We start from the raw sequence: 21,420 nt of genomic DNA, 5'->3' as shown, positions 1-21,420 counted from the left end.
CTAAGATACCGTTCGGTATCAGACGATCCTGTTAACGGACCGGGCGAACTAATCTACAAACCAGGCTTTAGTGCCTTGGGGCAGAAACAGTTTCATCCCGGTCCGTGGAATAATAACTTCTCTAAGTATAAAATACAAGGGCAGAACATTGTTCTGTCCTGATTTACATATGTAATGCGTTTTCGCAACTCCTAAACTTTCCCTTGACTTGGGTCTTAAAAACATTAAATTTTGCGGTGAATGGCCACAAGGATAAAGAGTTCAAGGGATCAAGGGTTACAGAGGAAATGAAACCCATGCTCAAACTCGGTGATAAAGAGGTCTATTCCATCATTGAAAACTCTTTTAAAATAGATGGTGGAGCTATGTTCGGAGTAGTTCCCAGGGTCATCTGGGAAAGGCTGATGGTCCCGGATGAGCGGAATATGATTACCCTGGATTTGAATCTCTTACTGGTTAAATCAAATGGCAAGAATATCCTGATCGATACCGGCATGGGGAATACTCTGAATGAAAAACAAAAGAAGATATACGGGGTCGAAAAGGAATCCAATTTAGAAAAGAGTCTTTCCGATATCGGGTTGACAACTGAGAGCATCGACTTCGTCATCCTTTCGCATCTCCATTTTGATCATGCTGGTGGGATTGTCGGACTAAACTCAAAAGGTGAAAAAGTTCCCCGATTTCCTAAAGCAAAGTATATAATTCAGTCAGAGGAATGGAAATATGCGCTTCAACCGGATGAGAGAACCAAAGCTACTTATAGCGTGGAAAATTTCAGGGCGTTAGAGGAGCTCGGAGAAATAAATCTGGTGAGTGGAGAAAAGGAGATAGTACCTGGGATCAAGGTGAAATTAACTGGTGGGCATACCAAAGGACTGCAGGTGGTTTTTATCCAGGGGGGCGGAGAAACGATAGTTTATCCCAGCGACATAATTCCAACTGTCTCGCATCTAAGAGTGCCGTATGTTGCTGGTGTTGATATTTACCCACTGGAAGTGATGGAAACAAAAAGAAAGCTAATCAATGAATGTCTACAGAATAACTGGATGATTGCATTCGACCATGAGATCGACCCTAAGGTGTGTCGCCTGGAAAAAAAGGATGATAAGATAGAAGTCAAAAAGGTTCCAATTTAAAAAAGGTGGTTTATGTCCTTAGAGAAAAAAATCGAGGAGTTAAAAAAGAAAAGAGCAGAAGCCAAATTAGGCGGCGGCACCAAAAGGATAGAGGAACAGCATAAAAAGGGGAAGCTCACAGCCCGTGAAAGGCTGGACATTCTCCTGGATGAGGGAAGCTTTGAGGAATTCGATATGTTCGTTATGCACCGCTGCAGCGATTTTGGCTTGGATAAACAGAGGATTTTCGGGGATGCGGTGGTCACCGGGTATGGAACAATTGAAGGAAGACTGGTGTTTGTCTTCTCTCAGGATTTCACCACATTTGGCGGTTCTTTATCTGAAGCCCATTCAGAGAAAATCTGCAAGATCATGGACCTGGCAATGAAAGTAGGTGCCCCGGTTATAGGTCTGAACGACTCAGGTGGTGCCAGGATTCAGGAAGGAGTAGTAAGTTTAGGGGCTTATGCCAATATTTTTTTGAGAAATACTTTAGCCTCAGGAGTCATCCCACAGATTTCGGTGATCTTAGGTCCCTGTGCTGGGGGTGCGGTCTATTCTCCTGCGATTACCGATTTCATCCTGATGGTCAAGGGGACAAGTTATATGTTCGTCACCGGCCCTTCTGTCGTGAAGACAGTCACGCACGAAGAAGTGAGCTATGACGAGTTAGGTGGTGCTCTTGTTCACTCTACCAGGAGCGGAGTGTCTCATTTTGCCTGTGAAAACGAGGCTGAAACGCTCCTCCAGACCAGGAAGCTTTTCAGCTTTATCCCGCTTAACAATATGGAAGACCCTCCGGACAAAGAATGCACTGACCCGATTGACCGGATGGACGAGGAGCTGAATTTCATCGTTCCGGAGGAGCCAACTAAACCTTATGATATAAAGGATATAATCAAAAGAGTGGTGGATGATGGGGATTTTCTTGAAGTTCATAAAGATTATGCCCAGAATATAGTGGTGGGTTTTGCACGCTTAGGTGGAAAATCTGTCGGCATCATAGCCAACCAGCCTGCGGTGTTAGCTGGGGTTCTGGATATAGACTCAGCCATCAAAGGAGCAAGGTTCGTAAGATTCTGCGATGCTTTCAACATACCTCTGGTAGTCTTCGAAGACGTGCCCGGGTTTTTACCGGGGACTGTTCAGGAGTTTGGAGGGATCATCAAGCATGGGGCAAAACTTCTGTATGCTTTCAGCGAGGCAACTGTGCCCAGGTTGACAGTCATCACCCGCAAAGCCTATGGAGGGGCTTATGACGTGATGAACTCCAAGCATATAAGAGGGGATATAAACTATGGCTGGCCCACTGCGGAAATTGCAGTGATGGGTCCCAAAGGTGCTGTGGAGATTATCTTCAAGAAAGAAATAGCAGAATCTCCGGATCCGGAAAAGGCGACTGAGGAAAAGCTCAGGGAATTCGTGGAGAAGTTTGCCAACCCTTACATTGCGGCGGAAAGAGGTTACTTGGATGACGTGATTGAACCTAAAGAGACTCGTCCCAGGCTGATTAAAGCTCTGTCGATGCTGGAGACAAAGAAGGATTCCAACCCACCAAAAAAACACGGGAATATACCGTTGTAAGAAAAAGTTCAAAGGTTTAAGGGTTCAAGAGTTCAAGGGACAAAAAAGATTATCGTAGCGCGAGGCTTTTAGCCTCGCAATGCGACCCTGAAAGGGTCGCGCTACGAACTAATATACTATGTTCAAAAAAATTCTTATAGCCAACCGCGGTGAAATTGCAGTCAGGATTATCCGGGCTTGTAGAGAGTTAGGGATTAAGGCGGTAGCGGTTTACTCCGAAATAGACCGGAAAGGATTACACGTGCGGATGGCGGATGAAGCTTACCTCATCGGTCCTTCACCCTCCACGGCCAGTTATCTCAACATGGAAAAGTTGATTGAGGTGGCAAAAAAAGCCGGTTGTGAAGGGATTCATCCGGGTTACGGTTTCCTTGCGGAGAACTCCACCTTTGCCCGGAAAGTGGAGGACGAAGGGCTGGTTTTCATAGGTCCACCTGCCTCAGCCATTGAACTTTTAGGGGATAAAATGGCTGCCAGGAAAACCATGAAAAAAGCAGGGATAGAAGTCGTGCCAGGGACAGAGGAGCCTTTAGAATCTGAAGAACAAGGACTCAGGATAGCTCGAAAAATAGGTTTTCCAATTTTGATTAAGGCCGCAGGAGGTGGTGGAGGAAAGGGGATGAGAGTCGTAAGACAAGAAAAAGATTTGAAAGAGGCGATGAGAGCCTGTGCCTCTGAAGCCAAATCCGCTTTCGCGGATGCCAGGATTTATATCGAGAAATATCTGGAAAAGCCAAGACACGTGGAGATTCAAATCCTGGGAGATAAATTCGGAAACGTGATACATTTAGGTGAAAGAGAGTGCTCTATCCAGAGACGACATCAAAAGGTGATCGAGGAATCTCCTTCGCCCATCGTGGATGAAAAGATGAGAAAGAAAATGGGTGAGACTGCAGTCAAGGCGGCTAAAGCGGCTGGATACTATAATGCCGGCACAATGGAGTTTCTGGTCGACTCTGATAAGAATTTTTATTTCCTGGAGGCAAATACCCGTCTTCAGGTAGAACATCCGGTTACCGAAATGGTCACCGGGATCGACATAGCCAAAGAGCAGATGAAGATCGCATCTGGTTCACCTCTGAGTTACAAGCAAGAGGATGTTTCTTGGAAAGGTGCGGCTATTGAATGTAGAATCTATGCGGAGGACCCAGAAAACAACTTTCTTCCGTCAACTGGGCTGGTATCTTACTATGAAGAGCCGGCTGGTCCGGGTATCAGAGTTGATGCTGGTTTATACGAGGGTTGTGAAATCCCTATCTACTATGACCCTATCATAGGCAAATTGATCGCCTGGGGTGTCAATCGTGACGAAGCTATCCAGAGGATGAAAAGAGCTTTATCCGAATATCATATTTCAGGCGTGGCTACCACCATACCTTTTCACATCCAGGTGATGGACAACGAAAAGTTCAAACGCGGAGAGCTGTCCACCCATTTTATCGAGGAAGAGTTCAGTCAAGGGGTTAAAGTGACACTTGAAGAAGACGAGTTGAAGATGGTGGCGTTGTTTGCGGCATTAGCGGAATATCAAAACAAAATAATGGTTCAAAGGTTCAAAGGTTCAAGGGTTCAAGGAGAAAAAATAAAACATAATCCGTGGAAGATGGAAGGAAGAAGGAGAGGTTTGAGAAGATCTGAGTTCTGATTTTTTCGTAGGGCATGGCTTTAGCCATGCAATTGGTTCGGGAATTTCAATTCCCGAACCAACGAAGATTCCGTAGGTCGGGCTTTATGCCCGACGGCAAGATGCTTAAAGTAACACTTTAGGGATATTATGAAATATGTTGCCGAAATAGAAGATAAAAGCTATCAAATAGATATAACTGAGACTGATGGAAAGTTAGAAGTGAAACTGGATGGGAAGCCGGTATCAGTTGATTTCTCTCAAGTCAAACCTCCAAACTTCTTCTCTTTTTTGGTAGACAATAAATCTTTCGACGTGGAAATAATAAAAAATTCTGAGTCTTACTGGGTTAATCTGAACGGGAGAAAATATGAATGTGTTTTAGAAGACGAGAAGCTTTCCAGACTCAAAGATATTGCTGGTTTTAAAAAAGAGATTGTGCACGAGAAGGAGCTTAAAACTCCAATGCCGGGTCTGGTTCTGGCAATTGAGGTCAAAGAAGGAGACCTGGTTAAAACGGGACAGGGTGTTGCCATTGTCGAGGCGATGAAGATGGAAAATGAATTAAAGGCAAAATTCGATGGCAAGGTGAAAAAGATTAAGGTGAAGCCAGGACAGGCAGTGGACAGGGATGAAGTTTTGGTGATATTTGAATAAAAAGACGTTTTTCGTGACCGTTGTTCGTGAGCATTTTTCGTAGCGCGACCCTTTCAGGGTCGCATTGCGAGACCGTAACGTTCGACCTTCGTGTCGGACGAGAGAGATTGTCATTGCGAGGAATCCCGCCGGAGGCGGGATGACGAAGCCCAGATGGGCTTCGCCCCCTGCGGGGACTCGCAATGACATCTTAAAAAAAGAGGTTCATGATTGGAAAAAGATAAACGGAAATTTCTCACCAGCTCAAACATTCCCATTAATGAGCTTTATACACCGGAGGACCTTGCAGATTTCGATTACACAAGAGACTTAGGTTACCCAGGCAAATATCCTTTCACCCGCGGGGTGCAGAAGGATATGTATCGTGGCAGGCTCTGGACGATGAGGCAGTATGCCGGTTTCGGGACTGCTAAGGAGACTAATAAAAGATTCAAATATCTCTTAGACCACGGTCAGACCGGACTGTCAATTGCCTTTGATCTTCCAACTCAGATTGGGTATGATTCTGACCATCCGCTATCTTCAGGCGAAGTTGGGAAAACCGGGGTTGCTATTAATACGCTCAAAGATATGGAGATACTGTTTAATGGAATACCCCTGGATAAAGTCAGCACCTCGATGACCATAAATGCCACGGCGTCTATTCTTCTGGCGATGTATGTGGCTTTAGCTAAGAAACAAAATGTCCCCTTGAACCTGCTCTGCGGAACGATTCAAAATGACATCTTAAAAGAATATATTGCTAGGGGAACATATATCTTTCCACCCCGTCCCTCGATGAGGCTGACCACTGACATTTTCAAATATGCTAAAGAAAACCTGCCTAAATTCAACCCGATAAGTGTTAGCGGTTATCACATAAGAGAGGCTGGAGCAACTGCGGTTCAGGAGATTGCTTTTACTTTAGCCAATGGGATAACTTACGTGCAGGAGGCGATCAATTCGGACATAGACGTGAATGATTTTGGTAAGAGGGTTTCATTTTTCCTGAATTCCCACAGCAACTTTCTTGAGGAGATAGCCAAGTTCAGAGCCGCAAGAAGGCTCTGGGCAAGAATTCTGAAGGACAGGTTCGGTGCTTCTGAGGATGCATGTAAATTCAGATTCCACACTCAGACTGCTGGATGCACACTTACTGCCCAACAGGCAGAAAACAACATCATCCGGGTAACCTTGCAGGCGCTTTCTTCAGTTTTGGGAGGCACTCAATCTCTGCACACTAACTCAATGGATGAGGCTTTAAGCCTCCCCTCAGAAAAGGCGGCACAGATTGCTCTGAGAACCCAGCAGATAATAGCTTATGAAAGCGGGGTTACTGATACAGTCGATCCTCTGGCTGGTTCTTATTTTATCGAGTCACTTACCAACAGCCTGGAAGCAGAGGCAAAAAAATATATAGATTATATCGAAAAAAACGGTGGGGCATTATGGGCAGTTGAATCTGGATATTATCAGAAAGAGATCCAGAGAAGCGCTTATGAATACCAGATGATGGTAGAGTCAAAGGAGAAAATAATTGTAGGCGTGAACAGGTTTGAGACCGAGAGGGCAAAGAAGCAGACCAAAAAGCTTTTCAAGGTGAGCAAGAAAGGAACCCAGGAACAGATAAAGAAATTAAAAGAGGTAAGAGTAAAAAGAGACAAAAATAAAGTAAAAGAATCGCTGGATGAATTGAGAAACAAAATCAACACCAATGAAAATCTGATGCATCCGATTATTCAGTGTGTGGAGGCTTATGTCTCAATCGGAGAAATCTGCCAGGTGTTAAAAGATGCCTGGGGAGAGTATGAACAAAAGATAATAATCTAAGAAAGGGTTCGAGGAGTCAAAAACGTAGCGCGAGGCTTTTAGCCTCGCAATGCGACCCTGAAAGGGTCGCGCTACAAAAGGATAAGAATTATGAAAATAGAAAAAATCGAACATATCGGGATTGCGGTTAAAAGCATCAAAGATGCGATGAAATTTTATGGAGACATTCTGAATCTCGGTCTCTCAGAAATAGTGGACGTGCCGAACCGGAAGCTCCGGATTGCCTTTATCGAGCTTGGTGGGACTAAGTTAGAGCTTTTAGAGTCGATGGGGGAAGGAAGCGTCATCAATAAATTTATCCAGAAAAAAGGAGAAGGGATTCATCACGTCTGCTTTGAGGTAGAGGATTTTGATAAAGTCATTTCTGAATTAAAAGGTAAAAATGTCGAGTTTGTGGATGAACCCCGGATTGGAGCTGAAGGTAAGAAAATCGTTTTCCTACAGCCGAAAGGTGCATTCGGGGTGTTGATTGAGTTGAAGGAAAAATAGGATGCAAGGATTCGAGGAGTTAAGGGTTCAAGTGTCTGTAGCGTTGCCACTCCCGTGGCAACGAATGTTCGTCCTCACGGGAGTGAGGACGCTACAAAAAATAAAAAGAGAGGAACATTATGGGTCTTTTTGAGAAGATGGAGGAGCACGGGCACGAGCAGTTGATCTTCTGTTATAACCAGCCCACCCATCTGAAAGCCATAATCGCCATTCACGATACCACCCTGGGTCAGGCGGTAGGTGGGTGTAGGCTCTGGAAATACACTTCAGAGGAAGAAACGATCCAGGATGCGCTGATTTTGTCTGAGATAATGACCTATCAGTCTGCCATCTCGGATTCGGACACCGGGGGTGGGAAGATAGTATTATGGCATGATTTTGAGGAAGAAACGGATGAGGCCTATTATAGGGCATTAGGAAGGTTTGTCGAGGGCTTGAAAGGTAGGATCGTTACCTATCCGGACTTAGGCACTGATACGCAGGAGATGAAGTATGTCCGGAGAGAGACTGAGCACGTCCTTTTCTATGAGATTTCTTCAGGCTTGAGAGCAGAAAGCTCAGAGCTTACTGCTTATGGGGTTTACTGGGGGATGAAAGCCTGCGTCAAGGAGCTTTATGGTGTGTCGTCTTTAGATGGTCTCACCGTGGTAATTCAGGGAGTGGGAAGTGTTGGCAGGATATTAGCTGACTACCTTAAGCAGGAGAAAGTGAAGCTGGTGGTAACTGATCTGAATTATGATTCGATCAAAAAGGTTCAGGATAAATATCCGGATACCACAATTACCAGACCAGAGGAGATACTTACTTACAAATGCGATATCCTCTCCCCATGTGCGCTTGGTCCTGTCTTCACTAAACAGAATATCGACCTGCTCCGCTGCAAGATTATAGCTGGAGGTGCCTATAACGTGCTGGAGAATTCTTCTCTGGCTGAGGAGCTTTTCAAAAAGGGAATACTGTATGCTCCGGATTTTGTGATCAACAGCGGTGAGCTTTTCCTGACTGCGGATGCCTTAAAGATTTTGTCCAGGGAAGAAGCCTTAGCTTCAGCCAAAAAAATCTATGACATCATGGCAAAAGTGTTAGCCATATCCAAAAGGGAGAAGGTCTCGCCTTATCAGACGGCTTACAAATTGGCCAAGGAGAGGATAAAAAAGGTGGGAGATATTAAAAACATTTTGTGCTGTATATAACAAAAGTTTAAAAGCTCAAAGGCTCAAAAGTTCAAGGGAAAAAATAAAGGAAAAAAGAAGAGGGCAAAAGGTTCAAAGCCACTTTAGTGGCGTGGAGAAACCTGACTGAAGTCAGTTAGAATACCACGAAAATTTTGGAGTTTAAATAAAAAGCTAAAAAGAGAATAAAGGTATGAACAAAAAAATTAATTTCAGGATTCTGGCGATTAATCCAGGCTCGACCTCTACTAAGGTTTCGATCTTTGAGGACGAAAAAGAGATCTTCGGGGAGACGATCTCTCATTCCAAACTGGAACTGGAGCCTTTCAGAAGGGTCTGGGACCAATATGAGTTCAGGAAGAAGCTGATCAAGGACCTGCTGGAGCGATATGAGATCAGACCAGAGACTCTTTCGGCAGTTGTAGGACGGGGTGGGCTTTTCAGGCCGGTGGTCTCAGGAACTTACCTGGTCAATGAGTTGATGATCGAGGATGGTAGAAACGCTTTTGGAGGTGAGCATCCATCTAACTTAGGTGCGGTTCTGGCTTTTGGTCTTGGCTGGGACTATCACATCCCGGCATTTATCGTGGACCCCCCTTCAGTAGATGAATTCGATGAATGCTCCCGTTATTCCGGCTTGCCAGAATTCCCCAGAAAAAGTCTTTTTCATGCTTTAAACGTCAAAGCCACAGCCAGGTTAGCTGCACGAGATTTGAAGAAGAAGTTAGAAGAGATAAATCTGATAGTAGCTCATTTAGGAGGGGGAATCACAGTTGCGGCTCTAAAAAAAGGTAGAGTGATTGATGCCAATAATGCTTTGCACACAGGTCCTTTCACCCCGGAAAGATCTGGCACCTTGCCGATGTTCGATTTTGCTGAATGGTGTTTTTCGGGAAAGGTGACTTTGGATCAGGTGAAAAAGAGGATGGTAGGTGGTGGTGGTCTGGTGGCTTATCTGGGAACTAACGATGCCAAGGAAGTGGAAAAAAGGATAAGCCAGGGAGACAAAGAGGCTGAGGCTGTGTACCAGGCGATGATCTACCAGATCGCCTGCGAGATAGGCTCAAGGGCAGTAGCACTCAAAGGGAAGGTCGATGCTGTGGTTTTAACCGGAGGATTGGCTAATTCTCAGTTGGTAGTTGACAAGCTGAAAGAGTATGTAGCATTCATCGCCAGGGTCTTAGTTTATCCAGGGCAGGATGAGATGAAGGCTTTAGCTTTAGGTGCCCTTCGTGTTCTAAGAGGGGAAGAGGAAGCTAAGACTTATCCGCAGTCAGTTAAATAAAAAGGTTCAAAAGTTCCAGGATAAAAAATGTAGCGCGAGGCTTTTAGCCTCGCAATGCGACCCTAAAAGGGTCGCGCTACGAAAGAAAACTCAGTTTCGTAACGTTAGGGTTTATCCTGGACGTTTTTTTCCCTCGCCTCGCATAAAGATTGTAGCGGAAGGCTGAAGCCTTCCATCTTCTTCTTTGTGAAATCTGGAAACCCTGAAGGTTTCCACTACACTGGCTGTGGCCGTCGGGTCCCCTGACCCGACGGAAGAGCCTCGTAGCGTCCGGGTTCATCCCTGACGTTGCCTTTCCAGGCGCTGTTGGGTGTTACCACCTGACAGTCCATTCTTTCTGGTGTCAGGAGAAAACTCCTGACACCACGCGGAAAGACCTCAACTTTACTTTTTTGCATTAACCCCACGTTGGGGGCAACGTGGGGTTACCTTTTAGCGACCCTGAAAGGGTCGCTCTACGAAAATAAAAAAATGGAGGTCTGAAGACCTCCGCTACATTATTTCACCAAAAATTCTTGACAACATCTCCATATATCTATTATAATACCTTTCCTTTTGAAAATAAAAGAAAGCGAGGAAAATATGGTTGGAATCACAGGATACGGGGCATACATCCCCAGGCACCGGATAAAGGTGGAGGAGATCGCCAAGGTCTGGGGTGCGGATGCCCAAGCCTATAAAAAAGGGCTATTCGTGGAGGAAAAATCTGTACCTGGTCCGGATCAGGATACTATTACAATGTCAGTTGAGGCAACTTTCAGCGCCTTGAAAAGAGCGCAGATCGACCCTAAAAAAATCGGTGCAGTCTATGTTGGCTCAGAATCTCACCCCTATGCAGTGAAGCCTTCAGGCACAACAGTAGCGGAGGCAATTGGTGCCACCCCGGACGTTCACTGTGCAGATTTTGAATTCGCCTGCAAAGCTGGCTCTGAGGCGATGTTTGTCTGTCTGGGTTTAGTCGGCTCTGGCTCAATCGAATATGGATTAGCAATCGGGGCAGATACCTCACAGGGGGCACCAGGTGATGCCTTAGAATATACTGCTGCTGCAGGGGCTGCTGCCTTCATTATGGGAAAAGATAATATCATAGCCGAGGCGATTGACACTTACTCTTATATGACTGATACCCCTGATTTCTGGAGAAGGGAATATCAATTTTATCCCCGGCATGCCTCAAGGTTCACCGGGGAGCCAGCATATTTTAAACATATCTTGGGAGCAGGGAGGGCAATGTTAGAAAAGGTCAAGATGAAACCCAAAGATTTTCAATACGCGGTCTTTCATCAACCGAATGGTAAATTTCCACAGAGAGTTGGCAGACTCTTAGGGTTTGAGAAAAAACAGATCGAGACCGGACTTTTGTGTCCTAAATTAGGTAACACTTACTCAGGTTCATCTCCCATGGGTCTGACCGCAATTTTGGATGAAGCCAAGCCGAATGATTTGATCTTTATGGTCTCCTACGGGTCTGGCGCAGGCAGTGATGCTTTTGTCTGGAGAGTAACTGAGAGGATAAATCAAGTCAGGGATTCTGCTGTCAAGACCAGGGAAATGCTGAACAACAATAAAAGTTATTTGGAATACGGAACCTATGCTAAATACCGCGGAAAAATCAGGAAGGGAGAATAGGAGGGAAAATGAGAGACGTAGCCATTATCGGAGTAGGAATGAATAAATGGGGGGAGTTATGGGAAAGTTCTTTAAGAGATATTTTCACTGAAGCCGCTCTTTTAGCTATCGAAGATGCAGGGGTTGACCATATAGATTCGATGTATATCGGGTGTATGTCCTCAGGGCTTTTCGTAGGGCAGGAGCACCTTTCCTCGCTTTTAACTGATTATCTGGGAATGGGACCTATTCCTGCTACCAGGGTCGAATCTGCCTGCTCTTCAGGAGGATTGGCTTTGAGAAGCGGATTTATCGACGTTGCCTCCGGGATGAACGATATTGTGTTAGTTGGAGGAGTGGAGAAGATGACTGATGTCTCTGTGCATGGAGCTACCTTTGCGCTGTCCACAGCCGCAGACCAGGAATATGAGGTTTACCATGGAGTGACATTCCCCGGACTTTATGCTTTGATGGCACGGGCACACATGCACAGATACGGAACTACCAGAAAGCAGTTAGCTCAAGTCGCAGTTAAAAACCATTTTCACGGCTCGATGAATCCGTTAGCCCAATATCCCCAGAAGATAACTGCAGAGGAGGTCATCGAGTCGGTTATGGTGGCAGACCCCTTGAGAATTTTGGATTGTTCTCCGATCACAGACGGTGCCGCTGCAGTGATTTTAGCTCCACTGGATTTAGCCAAAAAGATTTCCAAAAAACCAGTAGTAAAAATCATCGGCTCAGGTCACGCCACAGATACAATAGCCCTTCACAGCCGTAACGACCTGACTGAAATCAAATCTACTGAAAGAGCAGCCAAGATCGCCTATGAGATGGCAGGTAAAAGTCCGGAAGAGATTCACTTAGCTGAAGTGCACGACTGTTTCACCATAGCGGAGATATGCGTTATCGAAGCTTTAGGATTTGCTGAAAAAGGGAAGGGAGGACCTGAGACTGAACATGGACTCACTACCTTGGGCGGAAAGATTCCGGTCAACACTTCCGGCGGACTAAAGTCCAAGGGCCATCCGGTAGGAGCCACAGGTGTTGCCCAGGCTATCGAGATAACAAAGCAGCTCAGGGGTGAGGCAGGGGAGCGGCAGGTTAAGAATGCCAAGGTTGGGCTGACCCAGAATATGGGAGGAAGCGGAGGAAGCAGCCTAATTCATATAATGGAGGTGGTATAATGTCATCACCCAGATACTGGAGGGGAATCCCTCAAAGATATAGATTGGAAGCCGGCAAGTGCAAAAAATGCGGCAAGATATATTTTCCGCCCAGACTGATTTGCGATGAGTGCAAAGGACGGGAGTTTGAGAAAGTCAATTTGCCAAAAGAAGGTAAAATTCTCACTTATACCATAATACGGGTTGCTCCCAGCCAGTGCACAGACCAGGCACCTTATGCTATGGGGATTGTTGAATTATCCGCAGGATCCACAGGAAAGGATGGAGTGAAAATTTTATCCCAGATTGCAGATTGCGATTTTGATAAACTGGAAATCGGGATGCCAGTGAGGATCGAGTTCCGGAAAATCTACCAGGAAGGCGAAGCCGGGATTATCTGTTACGGTTATAAATGCGTGCCGGTGTAATTTGACCCCACCCTGCCCTCCCCTTCAAGGGGAGGGTAATAAATTCCCTCTCCCTACGGGAGAGGGTTAGGGTGAGGTCGGACGATGAAAAGGGTTTATCGTAGCGCCCGTAGGGCAATGCGACCTTGAAAGGGTTGCGCTACGAAAAAGCAAATGACCAGGGAGAATTAGGTGATGAATATCTTTGGTTATCAAATTGACCTTCTTTTATTGTGGACAATTATCGCTGGTTTAGCTGCCATAGTAATTGCTCTTTTCGCCTGGATTTTGCCACCACGTGGTCATCTACGAAAGGAAGAGGAAGAACGTACTAAACGAATCGAAGAATCAGCACAAACAGCTACAAAAGAGGCGATAGCTGCAAAAGAAGAAGCTATGAAAGCTAAAGAAAAAGCCGATTTGGCAAATAAAAATATAGAGAATATTGAAAGACATTTGGGTATTCCAATTTACACTGACGGTTTACCTTTTTCGAACCCACGAGTCTTTGATCCGTTTTTCGAGGGTTCGAAGCTGATGACAGAATATAAATGGAGCGAGGCAATTGTTGAATTCAGACGCGCAATGAAAGAAGCCAAAGCGAGTGAATTAGTCCGGCTTTATAATTTTATTGGGCTTTGTTATTATACTACCGGTAAACTTGAGTTAGCTCAAGAAAACTATGAGAAATCTTTAACACTTGCTAAAGAGTTTGGGGATAATGCAGGTGAAGCAATGGCTCTTGGCAACCTTGGTTTGATTTATCAAATAATGGGTAATTTTGACGAGGCTTTAAAATATCATGAGAAGGCTTTAAAAATTTTTATAGAAATTAACAATCAAAAAGATAAAGCAACAACTCTTAACAACCTAGGTGTAATCTTTCAATCCAAAGGAAATTTGGATGAAGCCTTTAAATACCACGAAGAGGCACTAAAAATTAGTAGTGAAACTGGCAATCAGATTGATAAAGCTAGGGCACTTGGAAGCCTTGGTTTAATTTATCAAACAAAAAGAATATTTGACAAAGCTTTAGAGTACTATGTTGCCGCTTTAAAAATTTTTAGAGAAAGCGGCTATAAAGAAGGAGAAGCCTCTACACTTAACAACCTCGGTATATTCTTTCAGTCAAAAGGAGATATAGACGAAGCCTTAAGGTACTACCAAGAAGCTCTGAAGATTGACAGACAAATAAACAATCGTTTAGATGAAGCAAAAGCTCTTAACAATATAGCTGTAATCCTCAGAACCAAAGGTGATTTAGACACGGCGTTAGTTTCTCATACAGAGGCTTTAAAGATTTTTATGGAAATTGGAAATAAAGAAGGGGAAGCAAGGATTTTTAATAACATAGGTTTAATCTATAAGATTAAAGGCAATTTACAGGAGGCCTTGAAATATCTAGAAAAGGCTTTAAAAATATATGAAGAAATAGGCAATAAAGAAGGAGAGGCATTAGCAAGTATCAATCTTGGTCTAATTTTTCAAACCAAAGGTGAAAAGGAAAAGGCGTTAAAATATATGGAAGCCTCTTTAAATCAGTTTACTCAGATCGGGGCACAAAGGGAAATTGATTCTATTAAACAAAATATCGAAAAAATAAAAGATAAATAATTGAAAGGATACCTAATCTTAATCTGAAAAGCAAATATACATCAATGATATATTTTTTCGGCATGACAATTGATATCACTTTATTCCTGACAATTTTCTTTGGTGTTTCGACTATAGTTCTCTCAATCATTTTATACATTAAATCTAAACAGAGTGTAATAAAACAAACACTTAATGCAATTTTACATGTATATTCAAATAGATTTACCTCTGATTCTTCACAAGTATCAGACTTATTTAATGAAGGGGTACAATTGATAAAGAAGCAAAATTGGGATATGGCCATTGCAAAGTTTGAAGAAGCAAAGAAACAAGATCCTACAGCTGGTCAGTTAATTGCAATTTATAGCTTTATTGGTCAATGCAAGTATTATAAAGATGATCTTAAATTAGCTATAGAGAATTGGAATAAATCTTTTAATCTTGCAAAAGATGTTGGAGATGAAGATGGTGAAAGAGCTGCTCTGGGATATCTCAGTTTAATTGTGCGCCCCAAAGAAGAATTACCAAAGATTTAAAGTAGCTAAAAAAAAGCTAAATACTAATGAGTTGACATTGAATGTAAATTATTTAAAATAAAAGAAGAAAATGTTCCGCATAGAATCAAAAATCGATACTGGTTCCTTAGAATACAAGGCTAATTCTGAGGCTCTGCAAAGGGTGGTGGATGAGTATAAGGAGGCGCTGGCTAAGGTCAAGGAGGGCGGGTCTGCTAAGGATAGGGAAAGGCATAAATCCAGAGGAAAGCTTTTGCCCAGGGAAAGGCTGAATCTTCTCTTCGATAAAAATACTCCTTTCTTAGAGTTCTCCCATTTAGCCGCTAACAAGGTGTATGAGGAAGACCCTCCTGGTGCTGGAATTATCACCGGAGTAGGCGTGGTGCATGGAAGAGAGGTCTTGATTGTGGCTAATGATGCTACAGTAAAGGGCGGAACTTACTTTCCGATGACCATCAAAAAGCACGTCCGTGCCCAGGAGATTGCAGAGCAGAACAGGCTTCCCTGTGTCTATTTGGTCGACTCAGGCGGGATTTTCCTTCCCTACCAGTCAGGAACATTCCCGGATAGAGACCATTTTGGGAAAATCTTTTATAATCAAGCCAGGCTCTCTGCTTTAGGGATTCCTCAAATTGCTGTGGTCTTAGGCTCCTGCACTGCAGGGGGTGCTTATGTTCCGGCAATGAGCGATGAGGCGGTTATAGTAAGAAAACAGGGGACGATTTTCATCGGAGGTCCTCCTTTGGTAAAAGCCGCAACCGGAGAAGAGGTCACAGATGAAGAATTGGGCGGAGCAGACGTTCACTGCCGGATTTCCGGAGTTGCAGATCATTACGCTTTGAATGATGAACATGCCATAGAGATCACCAGGAACATAATCGAGAATTTGAACCCGCCGAAGAAATTCGAATTGGAAGCCTCGGAGCCGGAAGAGCCTTATTATGATCCAAAGGAAATTTACGGGGTCGTTCCCAGGGATATAAGAAAACCTTATGACCAGAGGGAGATTATTGCACGGATAGTTGATGGCAGCAAATTTCAGGAGTTCAAAGAGCTTTACGGACCTACTATAGTCACCGGTTTTGCCCGGATAATGGGGTATCCGGTTGGTATTTTGGCAAACAACGGCGTCCTTTTCTCGGAAAGCTCAGTCAAGGCAGCACACTTCATCACTCTGTGCACGATGAGGAAAATTCCTTTGATATTTTTGCAGAATATCACCGGCTTTATCGTCGGAAAACAATATGAACACGGCGGAATTGCCAAAGATGGTGCCAAGATGGTTCATGCGGTCGCCAATGCAGACGTGCCGAAGTTCACTGTCATTGTTGGCGGATCATATGGTGCTGGGAATTACGGGATGTGCGGAAGAGCTTATAATCCGCGCCTCTTATGGATGTGGCCCAATGCTAAAATCTGCGTTATGGGCGGAGATCAGGCGGCAAATGTTCTTTTGACTGTCAGGATGAGATCCTTAGAGGCTAAAGGAATCAAGATGACCGAAGAGGAACAGGAGAAGTTCAAGGAGCCGATTTTGAAAAAATATGAAGAGGAGTCCAGCCCTTACTACAGCACCGCACGAATATGGGATGATGGGATAGTTGATCCAGTCGAAACCAGGACCGCCTTAGCTTTAGGAATCTCTATGTCTCTGAATGCTCCAATCCCTGAGACGAAGTATGGGATTTTCAGAATGTAAAAAAGACAAAGGAAGAAGGAAGATAAGAATAATAACGGATTACGAATGATGGATGACGAATAAGAAGAACGTAGCGTTGCCACTCCCGTGGCAATGAATGATTCGTCCTCACAGGAGTGAGGACGCTACGGATTAATAAAAATATGCCTTCAGAATATCAAACCATCGACTTTAAGATAGAAAACCAGATCGCCCGCATTTTTTTGAACCGCCCGGAAGTTCATAACGCCTTCGATGACGTAATGATCTCGGAGCTTTCTGAAGTTTTCAAGAAAATCGCTCAGGATGAAAAGGTCAGAATTGCAGTTCTCAGCGGGAATGGCCAATCTTTCTGCGCGGGTGCGGATTTGAACTGGATGAAAAGAGTGGTCAATTTTTCGTATGAGGAAAATTTAAAAGAGTCTCTGCAGTTAGCAGAGCTTTTTTATTTGATGTATACTCTTCCCCAACCAACTATTGCAAGAGTCAACGGTGTATCTATTGGAGGGGGAGCAGGGCTGGTTGCCGTTTGTGACATTGTTATTGCCTCAGACAAAGCTAAATTCAGCTTATCCGAGGTGAAATTAGGTTTGGTTCCTGCCTGTATCTCACCCTATGTTCTGCGAAGAGTGGGTGAAAGAGTCGCACGAGAACTATTCTTGACAGGAGAGAGGATTGATGCCCAAAAAGCCTTACAATTTGGGATGGCAAATCAAGTAGTGCCAGAGGAAAAATTGGATGAAACAGTAAATGAAAGGGTAAAACAGCTTCTTTCCTCAGGTCCAAAAGCTCTGGCTATGTGTAAGGATTTATTGCAAAAGGTTCCCTCGATGGGTTATGAAGAATTCAAAAGATATACTGCAGAGGTCATTGCTAAGATGAGAATCAGCGAGGAAGGGCAGGAAGGGATGAACGCTTTTTTAGAGAAAAGAAAGCCGAAATGGAATCAAGAATAAAATAGGATATAACTGTCATTGCGAGGAGGTCATTTGACCGACGAAGCAATTTGCGTAAGTTGAGTAAACGGATTGCTTCGCTCCTTTCAGTCGCTCGCAATGACGGATAAGCGACCCTGAAAGGGTCGCGCTACGAAAAACAAATATCATGTTCAAAAAAATTCTAATAGCTAACCGTGGTGAAATCGCTGTCCGGATCATCCGGGCCTGTAAGGAGATGGGGATTGAAACTGTGGCGGTCTATTCGGATGTGGATAAAAAAGCCCTGCACGCTCAATTAGCAGATGAGGCTTATCTTCTGGGTCCTGCTCCTCCTTTAGAAAGTTATCTGAACATAGATAAGATCATCGAGACAACCAAGAAAAGTAAAGCCGAAGCGATTCATCCGGGATATGGTTTTCTGGCGGAGAATCATCTTTTTTCCAAAAGGTGCGAGGATGAAAAGATAACTTTCATCGGTCCTAATTCAAAAGCTCTGAGATTGGTTGGAGACAAACTTGAATCTCGAAACACGATGACTCAAGCTAAAATTCCAATAATACCTGGTATGAAGATGAAAGGCGGAAGTCTAAAGGACTTTGAAGAGCAGGCAGAGAAGATTGGTTATCCGGTGATGCTCAAAGCTTCTGCCGGTGGTGGAGGAAAGGGGATGAGGATTATTCACTCTAAGGAAGATTTAAAATCCTCTATTGAAGCCGGAATGAGGGAGGCAAAATCTGCTTTTGGGGATGAGTCGGTTTACTTAGAGAAGTGCGTTGAGAGACCGAGGCACATCGAGTTTCAGGTGTTAGCAGATAATTATGGAAATGCGGTTCACTTTTTTGAAAGGGAGTGCTCTATCCAGAGGAGACATCAAAAGATAATCGAGGAGACTCCTTCAACTGCTTTGACTCCCGAACTGAGAGCGGAAATGGGGAAGACCGCGGTGAAAGTGATTCAAACTGCAAATTATAACAATGCAGGAACAGTTGAGTTTTTATTAGATGAAAATGGAAAATATTATTTCTTAGAGGTTAATGCCCGAATTCAGGTCGAGCATCCCATTACTGAGATGGTAACTGGAGTCGATTTGGTCAAATCACAGATAAGAATTGCCAGCGGTGAGAAACTTCCTTTCAGGCAAGAGGAGCTTTCACAAAGAGGGCATGCCATAGAATGCAGGATCTACGCAGAAGACCCGGAGAATGACTTTCTCCCTTCCTTTGGGAAAATACTTTATGTCAAGGAGCCATCAGGTCCCGGCATAAGAAACGACTCAGGTCTTTATTCGGGTATAGATGTGACCATGCATTATGACCCGATTCTGGCTAAACTAATCTGCTGGGGTGAGAATAGAGAATCCGCTAGGAGAAGAGCAATTCAGGCTCTTTCCGATTATGCTATCCTGGGGATCAAAACGCAGGTAAACTATCTTAAGGATTTGCTATCTCATCAGGAATTTGTTGACGGAAATACCCGCACTGATTTCATTCCGAAAAATATGAGCGAGTGGAAAGAAAAAAGGTCAAGAGAAAAGCTCAGAGAAACTGCCCTGATAGCCGGAGCTATTCAATCGATGGAAAAGACCTCACCTAAGGGAAAGATGGTTAAAGCTACGGGATTCGACCCCTGGATTTCCCTGGGAAGATGGGAGATAGGCGCATAACTTATGGAATTTGAATTCAACTTAGAAGATAAGCTCTATAAAATCTCTATCGAGAAAAAGGGGGATACCTATTTCGTCGATCTGGGTAATTCAAAAAGAGAAGTTGAGTTTCAGAACATCTCTCCAAACTGTTTTTCTCTTTCAATTGACGGGCATAACCAAACAGTTTACATAGCTGAGGCTGAGAATAAGAGATTCATCTTCGTTCAGGGTGAGCAATTCGTCATTCAGGAAAAGGAAACTACTAAGGTCAGAAAAAAAGAAGATGAAGCAGGTTTAATCGATGGAAAACAGTTAGTGCGGGCGCCGATGCCTGGAAGGATTCTCAAGATTTTGGTCTCCGAAGGTGAAAAGGTGAGAAAAAAACAAAGCCTGGCTATTGTAGAGGCGATGAAGATGGAGCACGAGATAAAATCGGCCTTGGACGGAATCGTGAAAAAAGTCAATTTCAAAGAAAACCAGATGGTGGATACCGAAGAGCCGATTATGGAGTTGGAAGAGGAGAAGTGAGTTTTCGTAGCGCGAGGCTTTCAGCCTCGCAATGCGACCCTGAAAGGGTCGCGCTACGATACACCTTCTACTGTGCTGTCAGGTGTTACAACCTGACAGCGTCACCAAGGTTAAAGAAAATCGTAGCGTTGCCACTCCTGTGGCAACGAGGAAAAATCGTAGGCGGAGCACCCTGCTCCGCAGAAGCTAAAGGAAACGTAGAGACGCATTGCATGCGTCTCTGCAATAGATAGTTCCTAGGCGACCCTAAAAGGGTCGCACTACGAAATAATTTTTATTAGGACGTAAATATGTTTGGTTATCAAATCACTGACCCACCTTTATTCTGGTCAATTGTAGCCGTAATTATTGCTGTTCTCGGGGCTCCAATTGCCCTTTTTGCTTGGATTTTACCACGGAAAGCAAGATTAAGAAGGGAGGAAGAGGAACGTATTCGAAGAATTGAAGAGGAAACCAAAGTTATTAAACAAGAAGCTCAAGAAATCAAAAAGGAAGCGAAAGAAGCCAACGAAAACGTAAAGTGGATGGAAAAGCATCTTGGTATCCCGATTTATGTCGATGGATTGCCCCAGGCAGACCCGCCTGTTTTTGATCCATTTCTGGAAGGAACAAAGCTAATGACACAATACAAATGGGATGAAGCAATTACTGAATTCAAAAAATCAATGAAAGAAGCCAAAGCCAGCCAATTAGTGGCACTCTATAATCTCATTGGGCTTTGTTACTATACCCCGGGAAAACTTGATTTAACTCTTGAAAATTGGAATAAATCTTTGAGCCTTGCAAGGGAGTTTGATGATAAAGAAGGAGAAGCAAAAGCTCTTGGCAACATCGGTTTAATCTATCAGACCAGAGGAGACCTGGACAATGCCTTAAAATACCATGAAGATGCTTTGAAAATTGAAAGAGAAATTGGTAATCGAAAGGATGAAGCAAAAATTCTTGGCAACATCGGTTTAATCTATCAGGTCAGAGGTGAGTTGGATAAAGCCTTAAAACACCATGAAGATGCTTTGAAGATTCAGCAAGAAATAGGCAATAAGGTTGGTGAGGCGCGTCAGCTTGGCAACCTCGGTATAATCTATCAGACCAGAGGAGATCTGGACAAAGCCTTAAAGAATTTTGAAGAGGTTCTAAAAATTGACAGAGAAATAGGTAATCGAGAAGATGAAGCCCAAGCCCTTGGCAACATCGGTATAATCTATCAGACCAGAGGTGATCTGGACAAAGCCTTGAGATACCTAGAGGACGCTTTGAAGATTGACAGAGAAATTGGCTACAAGGAAGGAGAAGCTCAAGACCTTAACAGCATCGGTTTCATCTTTCAATCTAAGGGAGAAAAAGAAAAGGCTTTAAAATGTTATGAAGATGCTTTGAGGCTATTTACTGAAATCGGAGCGCAAATGGAAATTGAGATTACTAAAGGAAATATTAAGAGATTAAAAGGAGAATGAAGTTATATAATAAAAGGTTTAAGGGATTAAGGGTTCAAGAGTTAAAGGGATAAGAAACGTTATTAGCATCCGTGAAGAAGACAGATTTAGTGATTTTTTCGTAGCGCGAGGCTTTCAGCCTCGCAATGCGACCCTGAAAGGGTCGCG

18 protein-coding genes are annotated in these 21,420 nt (G+C 43.9%); all 18 read left to right on the top strand.

Features of this window, described 5'->3' with window-relative positions:
- Positions 1 to 296 precede the first annotated feature (296 nt).
- The 18 genes from MUP17_00090 (at position 297) to MUP17_00005 (ending at position 21,273) form a co-directional block, all read left to right on the top strand.
- Positions 297 to 1,139, top strand: coding sequence for an MBL fold metallo-hydrolase (locus MUP17_00090; GenBank protein ID MCJ7457380.1), 843 nt, complete (start codon positions 297 to 299; stop codon positions 1,137 to 1,139).
- Between the two features lie 12 nt (positions 1,140 to 1,151).
- Entirely contained in the window at positions 1,152 to 2,702 is a 1,551-nt protein-coding gene (locus tag MUP17_00085) for an acyl-CoA carboxylase subunit beta (GenBank protein MCJ7457379.1), read from the top strand.
- A 118-nt stretch (positions 2,703 to 2,820) separates the two neighbouring features.
- A complete protein-coding gene (gene accC, locus MUP17_00080) occupies positions 2,821 to 4,347 on the top strand; it encodes an acetyl-CoA carboxylase biotin carboxylase subunit (protein MCJ7457378.1) in 1,527 nt (508 codons plus the stop codon).
- Between the two features lie 129 nt (positions 4,348 to 4,476).
- A complete protein-coding gene (locus MUP17_00075; GenBank protein MCJ7457377.1) occupies positions 4,477 to 4,983 on the top strand; it encodes a biotin/lipoyl-binding protein in 507 nt (168 codons plus the stop codon).
- 210 nt (positions 4,984 to 5,193) lie between these two features.
- A complete protein-coding gene (locus tag MUP17_00070) occupies positions 5,194 to 6,792 on the top strand; it encodes a methylmalonyl-CoA mutase family protein (protein MCJ7457376.1) in 1,599 nt (532 codons plus the stop codon).
- 90 nt (positions 6,793 to 6,882) lie between these two features.
- On the top strand, positions 6,883 to 7,281 hold the full coding sequence (gene mce / locus MUP17_00065) for a methylmalonyl-CoA epimerase (protein ID MCJ7457375.1): 399 nt from the start codon (positions 6,883 to 6,885) through the stop codon (positions 7,279 to 7,281).
- A 119-nt stretch (positions 7,282 to 7,400) separates the two neighbouring features.
- Positions 7,401 to 8,474: a leucine dehydrogenase gene (locus MUP17_00060; GenBank protein MCJ7457374.1), complete on the top strand. Its 1,074-nt coding sequence runs from the start codon at positions 7,401 to 7,403 to the stop codon at positions 8,472 to 8,474.
- A 172-nt stretch (positions 8,475 to 8,646) separates the two neighbouring features.
- Positions 8,647 to 9,738, top strand: a complete 1,092-nt coding sequence (buk, locus tag MUP17_00055; protein MCJ7457373.1) for a butyrate kinase — start codon at positions 8,647 to 8,649, stop codon at positions 9,736 to 9,738.
- A gap of 582 nt (positions 9,739 to 10,320) precedes the next feature.
- Positions 10,321 to 11,367 (top strand): hydroxymethylglutaryl-CoA synthase, encoded by a 1,047-nt coding sequence (locus MUP17_00050; GenBank protein ID MCJ7457372.1) that lies wholly within the window; start codon positions 10,321 to 10,323, stop codon positions 11,365 to 11,367.
- A gap of 8 nt (positions 11,368 to 11,375) precedes the next feature.
- Entirely contained in the window at positions 11,376 to 12,533 is a 1,158-nt protein-coding gene (locus tag MUP17_00045; protein MCJ7457371.1) for a thiolase domain-containing protein, read from the top strand.
- Positions 12,533 to 12,940: a Zn-ribbon domain-containing OB-fold protein gene (locus MUP17_00040; GenBank protein ID MCJ7457370.1), complete on the top strand. Its 408-nt coding sequence runs from the start codon at positions 12,533 to 12,535 to the stop codon at positions 12,938 to 12,940. The genes MUP17_00045 and MUP17_00040 overlap by 1 nt, the downstream gene beginning before the upstream one ends.
- 174 nt (positions 12,941 to 13,114) lie before the next feature.
- A complete protein-coding gene (locus tag MUP17_00035; GenBank protein MCJ7457369.1) occupies positions 13,115 to 14,533 on the top strand; it encodes a tetratricopeptide repeat protein in 1,419 nt (472 codons plus the stop codon).
- 62 nt (positions 14,534 to 14,595) lie between these two features.
- Positions 14,596 to 15,051 (top strand): hypothetical protein, encoded by a 456-nt coding sequence (locus MUP17_00030; GenBank protein ID MCJ7457368.1) that lies wholly within the window; start codon positions 14,596 to 14,598, stop codon positions 15,049 to 15,051.
- A 70-nt stretch (positions 15,052 to 15,121) separates the two neighbouring features.
- The gene (locus MUP17_00025) at positions 15,122 to 16,729 is read left to right on the top strand and encodes a methylcrotonoyl-CoA carboxylase (protein ID MCJ7457367.1); all 1,608 of its coding nucleotides are present in this window, start codon (positions 15,122 to 15,124) and stop codon (positions 16,727 to 16,729) included.
- 143 nt (positions 16,730 to 16,872) lie between these two features.
- Positions 16,873 to 17,664: an enoyl-CoA hydratase/isomerase family protein gene (locus MUP17_00020; GenBank protein ID MCJ7457366.1), complete on the top strand. Its 792-nt coding sequence runs from the start codon at positions 16,873 to 16,875 to the stop codon at positions 17,662 to 17,664.
- 148 nt (positions 17,665 to 17,812) lie between these two features.
- The gene (gene accC / locus MUP17_00015; protein ID MCJ7457365.1) at positions 17,813 to 19,309 is read left to right on the top strand and encodes an acetyl-CoA carboxylase biotin carboxylase subunit; all 1,497 of its coding nucleotides are present in this window, start codon (positions 17,813 to 17,815) and stop codon (positions 19,307 to 19,309) included.
- Positions 19,310 to 19,312: 3 nt separating this feature from the next.
- A complete protein-coding gene (locus MUP17_00010) occupies positions 19,313 to 19,819 on the top strand; it encodes a hypothetical protein (protein MCJ7457364.1) in 507 nt (168 codons plus the stop codon).
- Positions 19,820 to 20,109: 290 nt separating this feature from the next.
- Complete coding sequence (locus tag MUP17_00005) at positions 20,110 to 21,273, top strand: tetratricopeptide repeat protein (protein ID MCJ7457363.1); 1,164 nt, start codon at positions 20,110 to 20,112, stop codon at positions 21,271 to 21,273.
- The last annotated feature ends 147 nt before the right edge of the window (positions 21,274 to 21,420 follow it).

Source organism: Candidatus Zixiibacteriota bacterium (assembly GCA_022865345.1).
GTDB lineage: Bacteria > Zixibacteria > MSB-5A5 > MSB-5A5 > RBG-16-43-9 > RBG-16-43-9.
This window is presented reverse-complemented; position numbering and strand designations above follow the sequence as displayed.